Annotated in this window: 20 protein-coding genes and 1 pseudogene; 3 read left to right on the forward strand and 18 right to left on the reverse strand. The window is 63.1% G+C overall.

Going from position 1 to position 17,960, the window contains the following annotated elements; translation table 11 throughout:
* From J8I26_RS21920 to J8I26_RS21930, 3 genes and pseudogenes are all read right to left on the reverse strand, one after another.
* Window positions 1–122: pseudogene (locus J8I26_RS21920) on the reverse strand (branched-chain amino acid ABC transporter permease); the annotation flags it as partial.
* Window positions 123–685: 563 nt separating this feature from the next.
* The gene (gene ispH, locus J8I26_RS21925; protein WP_209609244.1) at window positions 686–1,645 is read right to left on the reverse strand and encodes a 4-hydroxy-3-methylbut-2-enyl diphosphate reductase; all 960 of its coding nucleotides are present in this window, start codon (window positions 1,643–1,645) and stop codon (window positions 686–688) included.
* Window positions 1,646–1,701: 56 nt separating this feature from the next.
* A complete protein-coding gene (locus tag J8I26_RS21930; RefSeq protein ID WP_209609245.1) occupies window positions 1,702–2,157 on the reverse strand; it encodes a peptidylprolyl isomerase in 456 nt (151 codons plus the stop codon).
* 156 nt (window positions 2,158–2,313) lie between these two features.
* On the opposite strand from J8I26_RS21930, the gene radC reads away from it, so the two are divergent.
* From radC to rpmG, 3 genes are all read left to right on the forward strand, one after another.
* Window positions 2,314–2,988 carry a DNA repair protein RadC gene (radC, locus tag J8I26_RS21935; RefSeq protein WP_209609246.1) on the forward strand — a complete coding sequence of 225 codons (675 nt, stop codon included), beginning with the start codon at window positions 2,314–2,316 and terminating at the stop codon, window positions 2,986–2,988.
* 207 nt (window positions 2,989–3,195) lie between these two features.
* Complete coding sequence (rpmB, locus tag J8I26_RS21940; protein ID WP_006463730.1) at window positions 3,196–3,432, forward strand: 50S ribosomal protein L28; 237 nt, start codon at window positions 3,196–3,198, stop codon at window positions 3,430–3,432.
* Between the two features lie 24 nt (window positions 3,433–3,456).
* Window positions 3,457–3,624: a 50S ribosomal protein L33 gene (gene rpmG / locus J8I26_RS21945; RefSeq protein WP_008114372.1), complete on the forward strand. Its 168-nt coding sequence runs from the start codon at window positions 3,457–3,459 to the stop codon at window positions 3,622–3,624.
* A gap of 295 nt (window positions 3,625–3,919) precedes the next feature.
* Here rpmG and J8I26_RS21950 read toward each other — a convergent pair whose 3' ends face one another.
* The 15 genes from J8I26_RS21950 to lpxK form a co-directional block, all read right to left on the reverse strand.
* Window positions 3,920–5,116 (reverse strand): acyl-CoA desaturase, encoded by a 1,197-nt coding sequence (locus J8I26_RS21950; protein ID WP_209609248.1) that lies wholly within the window; start codon window positions 5,114–5,116, stop codon window positions 3,920–3,922.
* Window positions 5,117–5,184: 68 nt separating this feature from the next.
* Window positions 5,185–6,555, reverse strand: a complete 1,371-nt coding sequence (locus tag J8I26_RS21955; protein WP_209609250.1) for a mechanosensitive ion channel domain-containing protein — start codon at window positions 6,553–6,555, stop codon at window positions 5,185–5,187.
* Entirely contained in the window at window positions 6,552–7,079 is a 528-nt protein-coding gene (locus tag J8I26_RS21960; protein ID WP_209609310.1) for a phospholipase D family protein, read from the reverse strand. The genes J8I26_RS21955 and J8I26_RS21960 overlap by 4 nt, the downstream gene beginning before the upstream one ends.
* A 41-nt stretch (window positions 7,080–7,120) precedes the next feature.
* Entirely contained in the window at window positions 7,121–8,377 is a 1,257-nt protein-coding gene (locus J8I26_RS21965; protein WP_209609252.1) for an RsmB/NOP family class I SAM-dependent RNA methyltransferase, read from the reverse strand.
* A gap of 72 nt (window positions 8,378–8,449) precedes the next feature.
* Entirely contained in the window at window positions 8,450–9,109 is a 660-nt protein-coding gene (gene purN, locus J8I26_RS21970; protein WP_209609254.1) for a phosphoribosylglycinamide formyltransferase, read from the reverse strand.
* Between the two features lie 99 nt (window positions 9,110–9,208).
* Window positions 9,209–9,688, reverse strand: coding sequence for a barstar family protein (locus J8I26_RS21975; RefSeq protein WP_245200462.1), 480 nt, complete (start codon window positions 9,686–9,688; stop codon window positions 9,209–9,211).
* 45 nt (window positions 9,689–9,733) lie between these two features.
* The gene (locus J8I26_RS21980; protein ID WP_209609257.1) at window positions 9,734–10,129 is read right to left on the reverse strand and encodes a ribonuclease; all 396 of its coding nucleotides are present in this window, start codon (window positions 10,127–10,129) and stop codon (window positions 9,734–9,736) included.
* Window positions 10,130–10,279: 150 nt separating this feature from the next.
* On the reverse strand, window positions 10,280–11,479 hold the full coding sequence (locus J8I26_RS21985; protein WP_209609259.1) for a patatin-like phospholipase family protein: 1,200 nt from the start codon (window positions 11,477–11,479) through the stop codon (window positions 10,280–10,282).
* A 99-nt stretch (window positions 11,480–11,578) separates the two neighbouring features.
* Window positions 11,579–12,337 (reverse strand): SDR family NAD(P)-dependent oxidoreductase, encoded by a 759-nt coding sequence (locus J8I26_RS21990; RefSeq protein ID WP_209609261.1) that lies wholly within the window; start codon window positions 12,335–12,337, stop codon window positions 11,579–11,581.
* A gap of 234 nt (window positions 12,338–12,571) precedes the next feature.
* A complete protein-coding gene (locus J8I26_RS21995; RefSeq protein ID WP_209609262.1) occupies window positions 12,572–14,614 on the reverse strand; it encodes a sodium-translocating pyrophosphatase in 2,043 nt (680 codons plus the stop codon).
* A gap of 16 nt (window positions 14,615–14,630) precedes the next feature.
* Window positions 14,631–14,801: a hypothetical protein gene (locus tag J8I26_RS22000; RefSeq protein ID WP_209609264.1), complete on the reverse strand. Its 171-nt coding sequence runs from the start codon at window positions 14,799–14,801 to the stop codon at window positions 14,631–14,633.
* 81 nt (window positions 14,802–14,882) lie between these two features.
* Window positions 14,883–15,539 carry an adenylate kinase gene (gene adk / locus J8I26_RS22005; RefSeq protein WP_209609266.1) on the reverse strand — a complete coding sequence of 219 codons (657 nt, stop codon included), beginning with the start codon at window positions 15,537–15,539 and terminating at the stop codon, window positions 14,883–14,885.
* A gap of 281 nt (window positions 15,540–15,820) precedes the next feature.
* Window positions 15,821–16,636 (reverse strand): 3-deoxy-manno-octulosonate cytidylyltransferase, encoded by an 816-nt coding sequence (kdsB, locus tag J8I26_RS22010; RefSeq protein ID WP_209609268.1) that lies wholly within the window; start codon window positions 16,634–16,636, stop codon window positions 15,821–15,823.
* Window positions 16,637–16,721: 85 nt separating this feature from the next.
* The gene (locus J8I26_RS22015; RefSeq protein WP_209609270.1) at window positions 16,722–16,910 is read right to left on the reverse strand and encodes a Trm112 family protein; all 189 of its coding nucleotides are present in this window, start codon (window positions 16,908–16,910) and stop codon (window positions 16,722–16,724) included.
* Complete coding sequence (gene lpxK, locus J8I26_RS22020; RefSeq protein ID WP_245200463.1) at window positions 16,891–17,940, reverse strand: tetraacyldisaccharide 4'-kinase; 1,050 nt, start codon at window positions 17,938–17,940, stop codon at window positions 16,891–16,893. The genes J8I26_RS22015 and lpxK overlap by 20 nt, the downstream gene beginning before the upstream one ends.
* Window positions 17,941–17,960 lie beyond the last annotated feature (20 nt).

The following is a 17,960-nucleotide window of genomic DNA, read 5'->3' on the forward strand; positions in this document are numbered from 1 at the left end:
TCGCCGTGCGCAAAGTTGATCAGGTTCAGCACGCCGTACACCATCGTGTAACCCAACGCGATCAGCGCATACATGCTCCCTAGCACCAATCCGTTGATGATCTGCTGGATGAAAATGTCCATGGATAACTCTTCACTCTGAAATGATGAAAAATGTCGGGGCGATGAGGCCGCCGACAAAACCTGCAGATGAGCAAAATTCGTTCCCGCCTGCCAGGATGACCGTCTCAGGTCTTCATAAAAAGACCATTGCCAATCCTGCGCGATCGGATACGCCAGGCAGGGAATAAAAGAGGAAATCGCTTCAGCCGCTATCGCCGCGGATGCGCACGATGCGCTTGAGGCTGGAATGCCGGATAGGCCGACAGCTGCCGGTGGGCATGTGGACTTGCATGTGGGTGCTCCCTGTCTCCTGTTACGCCGCTGGTGCGGCGTGGCGCCCTGCCTGCGTACAACTGCGGCGGGCTTGCGCGTGCCTGCCTGGTGGGTGGCACGTCAATATTGGTGCGGAATTATACGCAGAACGGACGCACAATCTAGACAAAAGACGAGGCTGTTACATAAGAATTGCGGTAAGACCAATCAATTCCGTGGCTTTCATGCAGCAGGGATCGCAGAAATGAAAAAGGCTTGCATCCGCAAGCCTTTTCCTGCAATCAAGCCTTTCGGCGACGCGCCGCCGAAGATCAGGCGCTTTCCGCCGTGGCGCGTGCGCCCAGGCCCTTGGGCAGCGGGAAGGTGACGTTTTCCTCGATGCCGTCGAGTACACGCACGCTGCGCGAGCCGATTTCCTTCAATCGGTCGATCACGGCCTGCACCAGCACCTCGGGCGCCGAGGCGCCGGCGGTCACGCCGATGCGTTGCTTGCCGGCCACCCACTCGGGCTGGATCAGCGCGGCGTTGTCGATCATGAAGGCGGGCACGCCTTTCTTCTCGGCCAGCTCGCGCAGGCGGTTGGAGTTGGAGCTGTTGGGGCTGCCGACCACGATCACCACATCCACCTGCGGCGCCATGAACTTCACCGCTTCCTGGCGATTGGTGGTGGCATAGCAGATGTCGCCCTTCTTCGGTTCGGCAATCGCCGGGAAGCGCTGGCGCAGGGCGGCGATGATCTCGGCAGTGTCGTCCACCGACAGCGTGGTCTGCGACACGTAGGCCAGCAGCTCGGGATCAGCGACCTGCAGGCTCAGCACGTCGTCCACGGTTTCCACCAGGTGCATGCCTGCTTCGGTCTGGCCCATGGTGCCTTCGACCTCGGGGTGACCGGCGTGGCCGATCATGATGATCTCGCGCCCCTCGCGGCGCATCTTGGCCACTTCCATATGGACCTTGGTCACCAGCGGGCAGGTGGCGTCGAACACGGTCAGGCCGCGCTCGGCGGCTTCCGCCTGGATCGCCTTGGAGACGCCGTGGGCCGAAAAGATGACGGTATTGCCGGCCGGGACGTCGGCCAGCTCTTCGATGAACACCGCGCCCTTGGCGCGCAGGTCGCTGACCACGTAGGCGTTGTGCACGATCTCGTGGCGCACGTAGATGGGCGCGCCGAACTGCTGCAGCGCGCGCTCGACGATCTCAATGGCGCGGTCGACGCCGGCGCAAAAGCCGCGCGGCTGTGCGAGCAGGATTTCGGATTCCGCTTTATCCATAGTGGCTTCCTTGATTCAAAACTTGTCTGGCGTTGTGCTGCTGATGTTGGACCGGATCACAGAATTCCAATGATTTTCACTTCAAACTTCAGCGTCTGGCCGGCCAAAGGGTGATTGAAATCGAAGATGGCCCCATCATCGTCGATCGACCGGATGATGCCGGCGAAACGACCGCCACCGGGCGCGGCGAAGTCCACCAGGTCGCCCACGCGGTAATCCTCGTCCATGGAAGAGTTTTCTTCCAGCGTGGCGCGCGAGATACGTTGGATCAGCTCGTCGCTGCGCTCGCCGAAAGCCTTTTCGGGCGGCAGCTCGAAGGTCTGGTGAGTGCCTTCCGGCAGGCCCAGCAGGCAAGCCTCCAGGAACGGCGCCAGCTGGCCCTGGCCGAACTGCAGCGTCGCCGGGTTTTCGTTGAAGGTGCTGACGATGTCCTCACCGTCCAGCGAAGCCAGGCGGTAATGCAGGGTGAGGTAGGCGTTGTCGTTGACGACCGGGACGGATGGGCTGGACATGAAAGGAATTCAGAGATGCACAAGAACCCGCTATTGTAAGCCACGTTTGCCCGCCGCGTCGCGCCACAGGCGCGGCGGGCCCAGCCGGGCGCCCCGATCTTGCCGGCGCTGTTGATCCTGCTCAAGCCCCCCTCCACTTCACCTCATCATAACGACATGGCAATAACAGATTGGCCTGAAGACCAGCGCCCGCGCGAGCGCCTGATTCGCCAAGGGGCCGCCGCGCTGTCCGACGCCGAATTGCTGGCGGTGTTCCTGCGCGTCGGCGTGGCCGGCAAGAGCGCGGTCGACCTGGCGCGCGAGATGCTGCAGCGCTTCGGTTCGCTGGATGCCCTGTTCGGCGCCAGCCTGCCCAAGTTTTCAGCCATCAACGGCCTGGGTCCGGCCAAGTACGCCCAGCTGCAGGCCGTGCTGGAACTGGCCAGGCGGGCGCTGGGCGAACAGCTGGAAGACGGCGCGCTGCTCAATTCGACCCAGGCGGTCGGCCAGTACCTGAAACTGCTGTTCAAGAACAAAGGTCATGAATGCTTCATCGTGCTGTTCCTGGACGTGCGCAACCGCCTGATCTCGACCGAGGAAATGTTTCGCGGCACGCTGAGCCAGGCCAGCGTCTACCCGCGCGAAGTGGTCAAGGCGGCGCTGGCGCGCAACGCCGCAGCGGTGATCCTGGCGCACAACCACCCTTCCGGCGATCCCCGCCCCAGCCAGGCGGACGTGGAACTGACCGCGATGCTGAAACAGGCGCTGGGACTGGTTGAGGTACAGGTGCTGGACCATTTCGTGGTGGCGGGAACACGCACGCACTCCTTTGCGGAGCACGGCCAAATGTGAGACCGACGCTCAGCAATCGCACGTAAGTCCTTGTTGGAAAGGGGATTTTTTGCAGAAAACCGTTTAGTGCGAAGGTGCCTGGCGCAAATTGTTAAATTTAACAAAAATACAAAGACACCATTTTTTTCTGCAAGTCATTGAAAAATCAATGTTTTTTCCCTATACTCTCGTTTTTCCCAAATTCGGAAATTTTTAAGGAGTACTAACATGGCACGTGTCTGCCAAGTCACCGGGAAGGGGCCGATGGTCGGCAACAACGTTTCCCATGCAAACAACAAGACCAAGCGTCGTTTCCTGCCGAACCTGCAGAATCGTCGTATTTTCGTCGAATCCGAGAACCGCTGGGTTTCGCTGCGTTTGTCCAACGCCGGCCTGCGCGTGATCGACAAGATCGGCATCGATGCCGTCCTGGCCGATCTGCGTGCTCGCGGCGAAAAAGTCTAACTAGCAGAGTAAAGGAAATCTATCATGGCGAAATCCGGCCGCGACAAAATCAAACTGGAGTCGACCGCAGGTACTGGTCACTTCTACACCACCACCAAGAACAAGCGTACTACGCCCGAAAAGATCACCATCATGAAGTTCGATCCCAAGGCTCGTAAGCACGTCGAATACAAAGAGACCAAGATCAAGTAATTGATCCCTCTCTTGGTGATGAAGAACCCCGCTCTGGCGGGGTTTTTTATTGCCTGCGCGGCACGATGAACGACGCCGGGTTCCGGCCTGCGCCGGAACGACAAGGAAGAGGCGCTCAATCTCCCGATGGCCGATTTTCCGTACTCGTCGTCCCGGTGCGGGCCGGGACCCAGCATCGCTGCATTGACCGCGAAACGGCATAAGACGCCGGATAAACAAAAACCCCGCAGACGTCCATCTGCGGGGTTTTGTCTTTCATCCACCAGCCGCACCGGCCCTGTGGACAAGATAAGGATCAGGCGTAGCTGCGCAGGCGCAGTGCGAACTCGCGCAAGGCCTTGATGCCGGAGGCTTCAGCGCGTGCGCACCAGTCTTGCAGTTGCTGCAGCAGTTGCTCGCGGGTCGAATGCGAACGCTCCCAAATGGCGCCCAGCTCGACACGCATCTCGTGCATGGTCTGCAGCGCCTTGCTGTGGGCGAACAGCTCGGACAGTTGTTGCTTCTGGCCGTCTTCCAGCTTGGCCGGCTCGCGCTGCAGCAGCTTCTTGGAGGACTTCAGGAAGCGCGATTCCAGCTTGGCCTTTTCGATCAGATGGTCCAGCTCGTCCTTCCAGGCATCCTTGACCGAGCGAGCGTACTTGGCGGTCACGTCGTAGCGGTTGGAAATCACCGACTGCAGGGTGTCCAGGTCGATCACGGCCTTCTTGCTGTCGAACTTCGGCACCGGGGCGACCTTCTTCACCTTGGCCAGGCCGAAGGTTTCCAGAATGCGGATGTACATCCAGCCGATGTCGAATTCATACCACTTGGCCGAGAACTTGGCCGAGGTGCCGAAGGTGTGGTGGTTGTTGTGCATTTCCTCGCCGCCGATGATGATGCCGATCGGGAACAGGTTGGTCGCGGCGTCGTTGCAGTCGTAGTTGCGATAGCCCCAGAAGTGACCCAGGCCGTTGACCACGCCGGCCGCCCAGAACGGGATCCAGGCCATTTGCACCGCCCACACGGCCAGGCCGATGGCGCCGAACAGCAGCACGTCGATGATCAGCATGATGCCCACACCCTGCCAGCCGTACTTGCTGTAGATATTGTGCTCGAGCCAGTCATCCGGGGTGCCATGACCGAATTTTTCCATGGTCTCGGCATTCTTGGACTCTTCGCGATACAGCTCGGCGCCCTGCCACATCACCTTGTTGATGCCGCGGGTCTGCGGGCTGTGCGGATCTTCTTCGGTCTCGCACTTGGCGTGGTGCTTGCGGTGGATGGCGGCCCATTCCTTGGTCACCATGCCGGTCGTCATCCACAGCCACAGACGGAAGAAGTGGCTGGGGATCGCGTGCAGTTCGAGCGCGCGATGCGCTTGGCAACGATGCAGGTAGAGTGTCACGCCCACGATGGTGATGTGGGTCATCACCAATGTGTAAATGACAATCTGCCAACCGCTCGCGTGCAGCAAGCCGTTGGCAACAAAGTCGAGGATCGCATCTAAAGTCATCACTACTCCAAATAGAAAACAGCTATCGGAAAAACTAACTTGTTCCGTGAAAATGTTTTTATTTTCTTTTAAGTACCGCGCATTGTACGCGAATTATTCTCGTCTGGGACATTTCGGGCATCAGGATTTTCCGGAGGGACGGATTGCCGGAAGCTGCGCTCATCCATGATGCGAATATCCCGCTTGGCATGGGCCAGCTGTATCCCGTGCTGCTTGAAGGCTTTCCAGATTGCCCTGTTGACATCGGAAATCACGTTCAGACGCCCGTTTTCAGGGTCAGTGATCCAGAACCCCAGCTCCAGATCCAGGCCGTCGGCGCCGATCTTGATCAGCAAGGCCTGCGGTGCCGTCTGCTGCGACACCCGCTGCACCCCAAGTGCGGCCTGCTCGATAATAGACAAGACGGTTTCCACATCGTCCTGATACAGAATTGTAAGCTGTGTGGACAAACGTACAATGCGATGCGTCAACGAATAGTTCTGTACCGGATTGGAGACAAACAGTTCGTTGGGCAATACCGACTCGATGCCGTCCAGCCCTTCCAAGATGGTGTAGCGGGTGTTGATCTGGGTGACGCGACCGAAATATTTCTCAACAGCAACCATGTCGCCGATCACCATGCTGCGCTCGAGCAGGATCACGAAGCCCGACACATAGCTGCTGGCAATCTTCTGCAGGCCCAGACCGATACCCACGCCCAGCGCGCCGCCGAACACCGACAGCACAGTCAGGTCGATCCCCACCAGCGACAGGCTGACCAGGAAGGCGATCAGGATCAGCACCGCCTTGGTCATGCGTCCCACCACGGTGCGCAGCGAGGAATGCATGCCGCTGAATTTCATCAGCCGGTTTTCCAGCACGGCCCCGATCCACAGCGCGATGATCAGTGTCACCAGCACCGAAGCCACCGCCTGCAGCACGGTCAGCAGCGACACCTTGTGACGCCCCAGCGGCAGCGTGGTGGTATCGAGGTAGTCGACGAAGTCCGGCCACAGGCCGGTGATCCACAACAGCACGCAGATCCACACCAGCACCGCGATCACCTTCTCCGACAGGTGCAGCAGCGCGCCCACGGTGGCGTCCTTGACGAAGATGCCGCGCAGCACGTAGAACACGAAGCGCATCGCCACCTGGGCGATGGCCAGCGGGAACATGATCTCCCACAGCGACACCGGGTGGCGCAGATGCTTCAGGCCGTAGTAGGCGCCGGTCAGCAGCAGCAGCGCCAGCAACGGCGACAGCACGCGAGCAAAGCTCTTGACGCCGATCTGCACGACCGATTGCCCGTCGTCATCGCCGCCGAGATTGATGCTGAACATGCCGCGCAGCCAGCGCGACAGGCCGATACCGCCCAACACGCAGGCGACGATGACCAGCAGCTGGCGCAGCACGGCCATCGGCTCATAGGCCGTAAACAGCGAGAAGAAATGATCGGTCACGGCACTACCTCGGCGTCGGCGCGGTGGCGTTGCCAGTTGGCGGCATAACGCGCCGCCAGCGGCGGATTCTTGCCCAGCACCAGGATGTTTTCAGCGTTCTTGTGCTGCGCCGACCAGGTGAAGTTGTAGCTGCCGGTGATCACGGTAGCCGACGGTAGCGCGGCATCGATCACGATCACCTTGTTATGCGCGTTGCGGTATTTCGTCTCCAGCCACACCGGCACGCCGGCCGCGCGCAGCTGCTGCAGGCGCTCGGTGGAGTTCTTGTCCAGCTGGCCGCCATCTACCAGCACGCGCACGTCAATGCCGCGTTTTTTGGCCTGCACCAGCGCATCGGTGATGGGGCGGCTGGTCAGCAGGTAGGCCTGCACCAGTACCTGCTTGCGGGCGTCGCCGAGCTGATCGACGATCAGGCCCTCGACGTCGTCCCACGGTGCAAAAGCCGCCTGCATCGTGCCCTGCGCGGCCATGGTCGCCGGCGCCGCATCCTTGCCGAATGCAGGGGCGAGCAATACGCCGGCCATCAGCGCGGACGTCAGCCCGCGCAAGACAAACCGCGGCAAGATCAAGCGCGGCGCTCCAGCACGGCGGCAAAGAAACCGTCCGTCTGATGCTGGTTGGGCAGCAGCTTCAGGTAGTCGCCCATCTCCAGGGTGATCTTTTGCTCGGCCAGCACATCGCCCATCGGACGCAGCGTGAAGTCGGGGTGCGACTGCAGGAAGTCGGCGATGACTTCGTCGTTTTCCTCTTCCAGGATGCTGCAGGTGCCGTACACCAGACGGCCGCCCGGACGCACCAGGCGCGCAGCGCTGGCCAGGATGCTGGTCTGCTTGGCGCGCATCTCGGTCAGGGTCTCGACGGTCTGGCGCCACTTCATGTCGGGATTGCGGCGCAAGGTGCCCAAGCCGCTGCAAGGCGCGTCGACCAGCACGCGATCAATCTTGCCGGCCAGACGCTTGACCTTGGCGTCGTTCTCGTGGGCGATCACCACTGGGTGCACGTTGGACAAGCCGCTGCGCGCCAGGCGCGGCTTGAGCTTGGCCAGGCGCTTCTCGGAGACGTCAAAGGCATACAGGCGACCGGTATTGCGCATCACCGCGCCCAGCGCCAGGGTCTTGCCGCCGGCGCCGGCGCAGAAGTCCACCACCATCTCGCCGCGCTTGGCGCCGACGATGTGGGCCAGCAGCTGGCTGCCTTCGTCCTGCACTTCGATGGCGCCGTCCTTGAACAGCGGCAGGTTCTGCAGCGCGGGCTTCTTCATCACGCGCAAACCCAGCGGCGCATACGGCGTAGGTTCGCAGGCCACCGGCGCCTTGGCCAGCTCGGCGATCACGGTGTCGCGATCGGCCTTCAAGGCGTTCACGCGCAGGTCCAGCGGCGCCGGGCGGTTCATGGCGTCGGCCAGTTCCAGCGTGGCGGCTTCGCCTACGCGCGCCACCAGCTTCTCGAACAGCCACGGCGGCAGGTTGCTGCGCAGTTGCGCCGGCAGCTGGCTGCGATCAATCTGGGCCACGCGCGCCAGCCACTCGCCCTCGCCTTCCTGCAGGCCGGCGATGGACTCGGCGCCGACCGCGTCGGCCAGGCCCAGCAGCGCCAGGCGGCGCATCATCGGGCCGTTGCCGGACTCGGCGAAATTGGTCAGCACCGACTTGTTGCGCAGCAGGCCGTACACGGCCTCGGCGATCACGCCGCGCTCGCGGCTGCCCAGGCGCGGGTTCTCGCGGAAATAACGCGACAGCGTCACGTCGGCCGGGCCGGTGAAGCGCAGCACTTCGCGCAACAGTTCTTCGGTATGGGGAATGATCGCGGGAGGCAATCTCATGCTTGGTCCTTCAGTTTCAAAATGGGGTAAGGCCTTAATGGCTCAGATTTGCTCAGATGGGCTCAGCTTGGCTCAAATGGCAATGACGGAAGCATTGTCGAGCACGCCGGCCGCCGCTTCGGCAGCCATCGGCGCCAGCCGCACGCGGGCGCCTTCCAGCGCCAGGCGGCCATCGATGAACCAGCGCACGGCGCGCGGATAAATCACGTGTTCCTGTTCCAGCACGCGCTCGGCAAGGATCTCTTCGCTGTCGTCCTCCAGCACCGGCACGCAGGCCTGGGCGACGATCGGGCCGTGGTCCAGGTCGGGCGTGACGAAATGCACGGTGGCTCCGTGCAGCTTGACGCCAGCGGCCAGCGCCTGGCGATGCGTGGCAAGGCCGGGAAAACTGGGCAGCAGCGACGGATGGATGTTGAGCATACGGCCGCGGTAGTGATCCACGAAGGGCGTCGTCAGGATGCGCATGAAGCCGGCCAGCACCACCAGATCCGGCTCATAGGCGTCGATCTTCCCGCGCAGCGCGGCGTCGAACTGGTCCCGCGTGGGGTAATCCTTGTTGGGGATCACCTCGGTCGGGATGCCGTGCGCGGCGGCGAAATCAAGCCCGCTGGCGTCGGCGCGGTTACTGATGACTGCGGAAATTCTGGCGGGCCACTGCTCGGCCTGTGCGGCGCGGACGATGGCTTCCATATTGCTGCCGCGTCCGGAAATCAGGATGACAATGCTTCTCATGGTGTGCGCATTGTACCTGTTGGAGGCCCCTGCGCCGCCGATTTTCGGCGCGCGCAATGGTAACGAAAGGCAACGAAGGCTTGAATTGCTTACAAGAAATTACTGGAAGGAATAGAAGACCCGGAACGCGATCTTCTTCTCGGCCCAGTAATCCGCGGCGTCGCGGAATACGTCGAGCAGGGTCTCACGGGCTTCCTTGTCAAATTTCTGGGTGTTGGGGAGTTGTTCCAGCACCACGACGAAGCCGGGTTGCTTGCCGGACTTGTAAGTCAGGTCGGTCAGGCAATCGGCCAGGGCGTCGAAGTTCTTGCCGAAATGCCGGGGGAAATGGAAAGCGGTGGCGATGGTGGTCAGCACCTGCTGCTTGGTGACGGCCTCGGCGCAATAGGCGTAGAGAAAGTGCTGCTCCAGACGAGCAGCCTCTTCCTGCAATTCGTTCACGCGGAAGGCGCGAATCGATTGCACTATATTTGGCGGCACCGTTTTAAACAAACTCATTCTCCCTTCAGTATCCATTGACGAGGTAGTGGTTGCATCCCTGGCTGGAAGCAGCGGCTGGACGCCCTGCCTGTATTGCATGAAATCGCTCTGTCGCTGTATCGCTTGGCCGCTTCGGCGCTGCGCTCAATCGCGGATCCGGCGGAACGTCTTGTAATGGTCGCTCGTGTAATAGTATTCGCCGGAACTCTTCGGTTCGCCCCCACTGATGATTCTGCGGGCCCCGCGGTTGCGCGCGCGCGGGGTTTTGACCGTGAATTCGTGATAATACCCGCGCTTTTGCTTGGGTAAAACCCCTTCATAGTTGCCGAAAACCGAGCCGTCCTTGTCATACGGGAAAGGGCCTCCCTGACGGATCAGGGCCATGGTCTGCTGCGCCTCGCGCGGCAGCTGGTCCAGCGTGACGTCGGGCAGGCCGCCCGGCTCGGGGCCGCGGGCATGAACCGGCGCGGCCAGCATCAGCGCGGTCAGGAGGACCAGCCAATAACGGGTGAAGATCGAGGAAATCAGTCGGGCTCGCATTTATTTGGTTGCAATAATATTAATCATCAGCAATACAACATCGTAGATTAACGTTTTGCTTTCAGCTAGGCAACCGGTGCCCCTGCCCAGGGCTTGACCGGAAACAAGGCGACACCCCGTCGGAACAGCGCTTTCCCGCTCCATGCAAACTCAGGCTTGGAGCAACTGCGCCGTTTCCGGTTCAAAAAAGGCCAGCACCTCATCGCGCTTGGCATAGGTGTCGGCCTCACCCAAGGCAATCAGCTCGCGTGTGAAGCTCTGCTCGAACAGCAGATACGACGCCAGCGCGGAACCGCGCGCCTCGGTGGCGCCGATGCCGCCCAGCATGGTGCGGATCGGCCGCGGCAGGCTGTCCACGTGCCGGCTGGCAATGCTGTCGATGCGTTCAGAGGGCGAAATCACCAGCGTGCGCACCGGCTTGAGCGGCGTACGCAGGCGTTGCTCGGGCGTGAGCACCGACAGGGTCTGGTTGACTCGGTTGGTGCGCTCGATATCGGCCGCCAGTCCATCGAGGAAGATGCTCGACATCGCATGGCCGGCCACCTGCGCCAGGCTGGGATATTGCGGCGTGTTGGTAGGCGCGTCCTCGCCGCGCTCGCCCATGCGGCCGGCGCCAATCACCAGTACCTTGGTGGCCCCTAGGTGAATAGCCGGCGAGATCGGCGCAATCTGGCGCATCGAGCCGTCACCGCAGTATTCGCAGCGGCCGTCAATGTAGACCGGGATGGCCGGGAAGATGAACGGGATCGCCGAGGACGCCAGCAAGTGGTCGATGCCGATCTGGTCGCGCATGGCCAGCCGCTGGGTGCGGCGCCACGGCTCGATCTCGTCCATGCACTGGTAGAAGGTGATGTGCTGGCCGCTGGAATAGGACGAGGCCGTCACCGCCAGCGCATGCAGGTTGCCGTCGGCCAGCGCGGCGTCCAGCCGCGGCAGGTCCAGCAGGCGATGCAGCATCGACACCAGCGGCGTGTTGTCCAGCAGGGAGTTGGGCGGATTGGCGCGCCACTTGCGCAACATCCAGCCGAAAGAAAACAGCGACAGCCAGCGCGCCCCCGAGCGCAGCACGCCCAGCGAGTCGGAACGATAGACCTGCTCCACCTTGAAGTTGGCCCACACCGACATCAGCTCGCGCACCGCCTCGCCGAAATCGTCGGCGCGGCAGGCCAGCGCGGTGCCGTTAATGGCGCCGGCCGAAGTGCCGCAGATGATGGGGAAAGGATTGCGGTGAACCGGCCAGCCGGATTCGAGCAAAATGAAAGACAGGGCGTTGAGCACGCCCACCTGATAGGCCGCCCGCGCGCCCCCTCCCGTCAGGATTAATCCTGTTTTTTGCTCTGTTGACTCCATGTCAAGAGCTTATCAGCAGCTTTCCGGGAATGGCGAAAAATGTTGAGATGCAGCGCACAACCGAGATCGCTCAGTTGCGCGCATGCCGCGTGACCGGGCTCATTTGGGCGCCATACGGATCGCCCCATCCAGGCGGATGGTCTCGCCGTTGAGCATGACGTTCTCGATGATGGTCCTGGCCAGTTGCGCATACTCGGTGGCGCGACCCAGGCGCGGCGGAAACGGCACCGCCTGGCCCAGCGAATCCAGCACCTCCTGCGGCATGGCCAGCATCATTGGCGTCTCGAAGATGCCGGGCGCGATGGTCATGACGCGAATGCCGGTGCGCGACAGGTCGCGCGCCATCGGCAAGGTCATGGCGACGATGGCGCCCTTGGAGGCCGAATAGGCAGTCTGCCCGATCTGGCCATCGTACGCCGCGACCGAGGCGGTGTTGATGATCACGCCGCGCTCGCCCTCTTCGACCGCGTCGGTCTTCGCCATTGCGTCGGCGGCGAAGCGCGCCATGTTGAAACTGCCGACCAGGTTGATGTTGAGCGTCTTCATGAACAGCGCCATGGTATGCGGGCCGCTCTTGCCGATCAGTTTCTCGGCCGGCGCGATGCCGGCGCAATTGACCAGGCCGCGCAGCGTGCCCAACGCCTGCGCTGCGCGCGCCACGGCTTGCGCGTCCTCTTCGGAGCTGACGTCGCAGCGTACAAACACGCCGTCCAGCTCCTGCGCCAGCTTGCTGCCGGCGTCCTCGTTCAGGTCGGCCAGCACCGGCTTGCCGCCGGCGGCGGCGATCATGCGCGCGGTGGCGGCGCCCAGGCCGGATGCGGCGCCGGTGACGATGAAAACATTTCCTTCAATGCGCATGCTGTCTCCTTGCTTTGTTGTTCCGATGGCGCCTGCAGCACGCCGGACGGGATCGCCGTCCGGCATACGTCAACACCATGGCTGGCCAGCGGCTGTTGGATGAGCGCCTATTATTTGTCGGATCGCCGCGTCTGGCAATGCAGCCGCTGCGGTAGCAGAGAGGGATTATGCGCGCGCCGCCGCGCGGCAAATATCCGCGCGGCGACAATCCTCAGTGGAAGATGACAGGAAGGATCAGGCCGGCAGCGCCGGCAACAGCGGCACCATCAGCAAGGCCACGATGTTGATGATCTTGATCAGCGGGTTGACCGCGGGGCCCGCGGTGTCCTTGTACGGGTCGCCCACGGTGTCGCCGGTGACGGCGGCCTTGTGCGCATCCGATCCCTTGCCGCCGTGATGGCCGTCCTCGATGTACTTCTTGGCGTTGTCCCAGGCGCCACCGCCGGTGGTCATCGAGATCGCCACGAACAGGCCGGTGACGATGGTGCCCATCAACATCCCGCCCAGGGCCGATGCGCCCAGCAGCAGGCCCACCAAGATCGGCACGATCACCGGCAGCAGCGAGGGCAGGATCATCTCGCGGATCGCCGACGAGGTCAGCATGTCGACCGCGCGGTCGTACTCTGGCCGTCCGCTGCCGTCCATGATGCCCTTGATCTCGCTGAACTGGCGCCGCACCTCGACCACCACGGCGCCGGCGGCGCGTCCCACCGCCTCCATCGCCATGGCGCCGAACAGGTACGGGATCAGGCCGCCGATGAACAGCCCGATGATCACCGCCGGGCTGGAGAGGTCGAAGGTGGCGCTCTTGCCGTAGGTCTCCAATGCATGGGTGTAGTCGGCGAACAGCACCAGCGACGCCAGCCCTGCCGAGCCGATCGCATAGCCCTTGGTGACGGCCTTGGTGGTGTTGCCCACGGCGTCCAGCGGATCGGTGATGGCGCGCACCGAATCCGGCATACCGGCCATCTCGGCGATACCGCCGGCGTTGTCGGTGATCGGGCCGTATGCATCCAGCGCCACCACGATGCCGGCCATCGACAGCATCGAGGTCGCGGCGATGGCGATGCCATACAAGCCGGCCAGCCAGTAAGAACCGACGATGGCCGCGCACACCGCCAGCACCGGCCAGGCGGTGGATTTCATCGACACCCCGAGCCCGGCGATGATGTTGGTGCCGTGACCGGTAGTCGACGCCTCGGCGATGTGGCGCACCGGCTTGAAGTCGGTGCCGGTGTAATACTCGGTGACGTAGACCATCACGCCGGTCAGCACGATGCCAATCACCGCCGAGCCCACCAGCGGCATGCGCAGCTCGGGCGGCAGCATCAGCCAGCTGACGACCACGAAGCCGATCAGCGACAGGCCGGCCGACCACCACAGGCCGGTGTAGAGCGCCGACATGATCTTCTTGCCCGGCTGCGCCTTGACCATCGAGCAGCCGACGATGGAGGCCAGGATCGATACCCCGCCCAGCGCCAGCGGATACAGCACCGCCAGCAGCTCCATGCCCGTCAACATCAGGCTGCCCAGCAGCATGGTCGCCACCAGCGTGACTACATAAGTCTCGAACAGGTCGGCCGCCATGCCGGCGCAGTCGCCCACGTTGTCGCCCACGTTGTCGGCGATCACCGCCGGATTGCGCGGATCGTCCTCGGGTATGCCGGCCTCGACCTTGCCGACCAGGTCGGCGCCGACGTCGGCGCCCTTGGTGAAGATGCCGCCGCCGAGGCGTGCGAAGATGGAGATCAGCGATGCGCCGAAGGCCAGGCCGATCAACGGCTTGATGGCGTCATGCAGGTTGGGCGCACGTCCCTGGCCGTAGATGAACAAGGCCCAGAAGAACAGCGTCACGCCCAACAGGCCCAGCCCCACCACCAGCATGCCGGTGATGGCCCCGCCGCGAAACGCCACGCCCAGCGCCTCGTTCATACCGCGTGTGGCGGCCTGGGCGGTGCGCACGTTGGCGCGCACCGAGACGTTCATGCCGATGAAGCCGCAGGCGCCCGACAGCACCGCGCCCAGCAGGAAGCCCAAGGCCGTCATCCAGCCCAGCCCCGGGATCAACGCGATCACGATCAGCAGCACCACACCGACCATGGCGATGGTGCGGTACTGCCGTGCGAGGTAGGCGCCTGCTCCCTGCTGGATCGCGCCGGCGATCTCCTGCATGCGGGCGTTGCCCGGGTCTTGTTTGAGAATCCAGCTACGGGATACGAGGCCATAAAGCACTGCGACAACGCCGCAGGCAATGGCGAACCATAAGGCAAGTGCCATCTTTGTCTCCTTGTTATCACGACTCATCAACAATCACGAACATCCGCCGTGTCGTCCGGCCTTGCTGCTGCCGCCGCCACCGCCGATACTGCGCCTGCAATTGGTCGCCCTTTTTCTTGGACTTGTTGTGCATGCCCGGGCTGCCGCCGCCGGTTCGCGATGAACCATCGGCCATATCCAGCTTCACCCTACTGCCTGTATCCGGTCTTCCTGCCGCGCGCGGTCAACTGCGCGGGCAATAAAAAAGCGGACCGTAGTCCGCTTTACTTTACTCCGCCAGGGCGGCAAATGCACGATCCCTGATTTCTTCCACCGGTCCCACGCCGGCGATCTTGCGATACTTCGGCGCGCCGGGCTGGCCCGACTTGGCCCAGTCGCCGTAGTAGCTCAGCAGCACTTCGGTCTGGTCGTGGTACACGGTCAGGCGCTTCTTGACGGTTTCTTCCTTGTCGTCGTCGCGCTGGATCAGCGCTTCGCCGGTGGCGTCATCCTTGCCCTCGACCTTGGGCGGATTGAACTTGACGTGGTAGGTGCGGCCCGACGCAGGGTGCACGCGGCGACCGCTCATACGCTCGACGATGGCGCTGTCGGGCACGTCGATTTCCAGGACGTAGTCGATGGCCACGCCGGCTTCCTTCATGGCGTCAGCCTGGCGTGTGGTGCGCGGGAAACCGTCGAACAGGTAACCGTTGGCGCAATCCGCCTGCTTCAGGCGGTCCTTGACCAGGCCGATGATGATGTCGTCCGACACCAGGCCACCTGCGTCCATCACCTTCTTGGCGGCGATGCCCAGTTCAGTTCCCGCAGCCACGGCGGCGCGCAGCATGTCGCCGGTGGAGATTTGCGGGATGTTGAATTTTTCCTTGATAAAAGTGGCTTGCGTACCTTTACCGGCACCAGGCGCTCCTAAAAGGATGAGGCGCATATTGTTTCCTAAATTGAGGTTTCTGAAATATGAATGCTTGAATTCTTTTGCGATGGGAGGGCGGTCGGAACCGGCCACCGGGGCGATTGTCTGGCTTTTATGGGGCGCCGCCTGCATCTGCTCTGGACGAAACTTACCACAAAATCTTACTGAACCATGACAAACGCCTGATTTTTAAGCAGTCTCCAGCTCCGGATTGTGTCGCGCGAGGTTGACAGAAAACTTACAGAACGCAGCGCTGATGCGCCTTGTCGCAAATCCCCTTCACACGCGCGACGGGCTCACAGGGAGGAGATGGTTTTTACCAGATCGCTATCCGGCGGCGCCTCGAAATGCTTGCGTACGCGCAACAGGTCTTCCGGCGTATCCACGCCCGCTTCGGGCACCAGCGATGTCACGTGCACCGCGATGGAATGCCCGTGCCACAGCACGCGCAACTGCTCCAGCGCCTCGATGCGCTCCACCGGCGAAGCCGTCAGCGTCGGGTACAGCTGCAGGAACTGGTTGCTGTAGGCGTACAGGCCGATGTGGCGCAGCGGCGTGTAGTCGTTGGCGTGCTCGGGGCCGTGCGCCTCGGGCAACGCGTCGCGCGACTTGGCGAAGGCGTCGCGGTGCCAGGGAATGGTGGCGCGCGAGAAGTACATGGCGCAGCCGTCCTTGTTCAGCACCACCTTCACGACGTTGGGATTGAAGGCGTCGGCCGCCGTCTCGATCGCGTGCGCGGCGGTGGCCATCGGCACGCCGGCCTTGATATGGCCGGCGGTAGCGGCGATCAGACCGGGGTCGATCAGCGGCTCGTCGCCCTGCACGTTGACTACCACGGCGTCGTCGGCCAAATCCAGCGAAGCGGCCACCTCGGCGATGCGGTCGGTGCCGGAGGGATGGTCGGCGCGGGTCATCGCCACTTCCACGCCATGCTGCTGGCAGGCGGCATGGATGTCGTGATGATCGGTGGCGACGATGATGCGCGAAGCTCCCGACAGCGCGGCGCGCTCGGCCACGCGCACGATCATCGGCTTGCCGCCCAGGTCGGCCAACGGCTTGTTGGGCAATCGCGTCGACGCCAGGCGCGCCGGAATGATGACGATGAAAGACATGGGATCAGCTGCAGGCAAAGAAATGCGAAAAAAGCGGAGCGTTCAGGCCGGCCAGGCGCTTGCGCGCCGCCGACCGCGGCCTTGATCAGGCTGCCGGCGCGGCCGGTGTGGCATTGATGTCGCGCGCTTCGTCCGCCCACATGATGGGGATGCCGTCACGGATGGGGTAGGCCAGCTTGTCGCCTTTGCAGATCAGTTCCTGCGCTTTTTTGTCGTAGTCCAACGGGCCCTTGCAGACGGGGCAGACCAGGATATCAAGCAGTCGGGCGTTCACGGAGTTTCTCCACTATATGTTCAGCCAGCGCGCCTTCGATGCGCGCTGATACGGGCACGACCCAGATGCGCGGGTCGTTTCGGATGGCCTCGATAGCCCTGCATTTTACTGCATCCTTCTCGGTGATCAGAATGACATCGGCGGCCAGGCCCGCAAAGGGATTGGCGGCGAAGTCGTAATGATCAGGCAGCGGATGCTCGGCAAACGCCAGGCCGGCGCTGCGCAGCGTGGCGAAGAAGCGTCCCGGGTTGCCGATGCCGGCCACTGCGGCGATACGCACGCCCTCCTCGCCGCCCCCGCCGCCCTCTCCCATCGACGCCAGCGCACGCTGCGCCGAGGGCGGCGCCAGTTGGACCGCCAGCCCGGCCTCCAGCCGCATCGCATGCACGCCCTGCGGCGCGGTGCTGCCGGCCGGCAGGTTGGCCACCGAAAAATCACGGCGGCGCGAGGCCGGCTCGCGCAGCGGACCGGCCGGCAGCAACCAGCCGTTGCCGTTGCCGCGCGCGTCCGACAGCACGATCTCGACGTCGCGCGCCAGCGCGTAGTGCTGCAAGCCGTCGTCGGAAATCACCACATTCACCTCCGGATGCGCCGCCAGCAGCGCACGACCGGCCTGCACACGGCGGCGGCCGACCACCAGCGGCACGCCGGTGCGCTGCACGATCAGCAGCGGCTCGTCACCCACCCGCGCAGCGGCGGAATCGGCCCTGACCTCGGCCACATCCTGCTCGCCGCCATAACCCCGCGAGACCACGCCGGGCGTGAACCCCGCCGCGCGCAGCGCCTCGATCAACCAGATCGAGAACGGCGTCTTGCCGGTGCCGCCGACGAATACGTTGCCCACCACGACCACCGGCACCGGCAGCCGTTCGGCTTGCTTGACGCCCAGCGCGAACAACGCCCGTCGCAGCGCCGCCAGCGCGCCGAACAGCAGCGACAGCGGCCACAGCGCGCACGCCAGCGGCCCGCGGCGTTGCCAGGCGCGGGTCAGGACGGCTTCTGCGTTGCGATGAGGGTTGGTGTCGGACAAATCTCGATTTCCTGTGTCTT

It is taken from the genome of Herbaspirillum sp. LeCh32-8 (assembly GCF_017814915.1).
GTDB lineage: Bacteria > Pseudomonadota > Gammaproteobacteria > Burkholderiales > Burkholderiaceae_D > Herbaspirillum.

What these genes read in the sequence shown, in the direction of transcription:
- radC (WP_209609246.1), top strand. Translation starts at nt 2,314, where the DNA reads ATGGCAATAACAGATTGGCCTGAAGACCAGCGCCCGCGCGAGCGCCTG.
- J8I26_RS21950 (WP_209609248.1), bottom strand. Translation starts at nt 5,116, where the DNA reads ATGACTTTAGATGCGATCCTCGACTTTGTTGCCAACGGCTTGCTGCAC.
- J8I26_RS21990 (WP_209609261.1), bottom strand. Translation starts at nt 12,337, where the DNA reads ATGCGCATTGAAGGAAATGTTTTCATCGTCACCGGCGCCGCATCCGGC.
- J8I26_RS21980 (WP_209609257.1), bottom strand. Translation starts at nt 10,129, where the DNA reads ATGCGAGCCCGACTGATTTCCTCGATCTTCACCCGTTATTGGCTGGTC.
- J8I26_RS21985 (WP_209609259.1), bottom strand. Translation starts at nt 11,479, where the DNA reads ATGGAGTCAACAGAGCAAAAAACAGGATTAATCCTGACGGGAGGGGGC.
- rpmB (WP_006463730.1), top strand. Translation starts at nt 3,196, where the DNA reads ATGGCACGTGTCTGCCAAGTCACCGGGAAGGGGCCGATGGTCGGCAAC.
- J8I26_RS21995 (WP_209609262.1), bottom strand. Translation starts at nt 14,614, where the DNA reads ATGGCACTTGCCTTATGGTTCGCCATTGCCTGCGGCGTTGTCGCAGTG.
- J8I26_RS21965 (WP_209609252.1), bottom strand. Translation starts at nt 8,377, where the DNA reads ATGAGATTGCCTCCCGCGATCATTCCCCATACCGAAGAACTGTTGCGC.
- J8I26_RS21960 (WP_209609310.1), bottom strand. Translation starts at nt 7,079, where the DNA reads ATGGCCGGCGTATTGCTCGCCCCTGCATTCGGCAAGGATGCGGCGCCG.
- kdsB (WP_209609268.1), bottom strand. Translation starts at nt 16,636, where the DNA reads ATGTCTTTCATCGTCATCATTCCGGCGCGCCTGGCGTCGACGCGATTG.
- adk (WP_209609266.1), bottom strand. Translation starts at nt 15,539, where the DNA reads ATGCGCCTCATCCTTTTAGGAGCGCCTGGTGCCGGTAAAGGTACGCAA.
- J8I26_RS21930 (WP_209609245.1), bottom strand. Translation starts at nt 2,157, where the DNA reads ATGTCCAGCCCATCCGTCCCGGTCGTCAACGACAACGCCTACCTCACC.
- purN (WP_209609254.1), bottom strand. Translation starts at nt 9,109, where the DNA reads ATGAGAAGCATTGTCATCCTGATTTCCGGACGCGGCAGCAATATGGAA.
- rpmG (WP_008114372.1), top strand. Translation starts at nt 3,457, where the DNA reads ATGGCGAAATCCGGCCGCGACAAAATCAAACTGGAGTCGACCGCAGGT.
- J8I26_RS21975 (WP_245200462.1), bottom strand. Translation starts at nt 9,688, where the DNA reads ATGCAATACAGGCAGGGCGTCCAGCCGCTGCTTCCAGCCAGGGATGCA.
- ispH (WP_209609244.1), bottom strand. Translation starts at nt 1,645, where the DNA reads ATGGATAAAGCGGAATCCGAAATCCTGCTCGCACAGCCGCGCGGCTTT.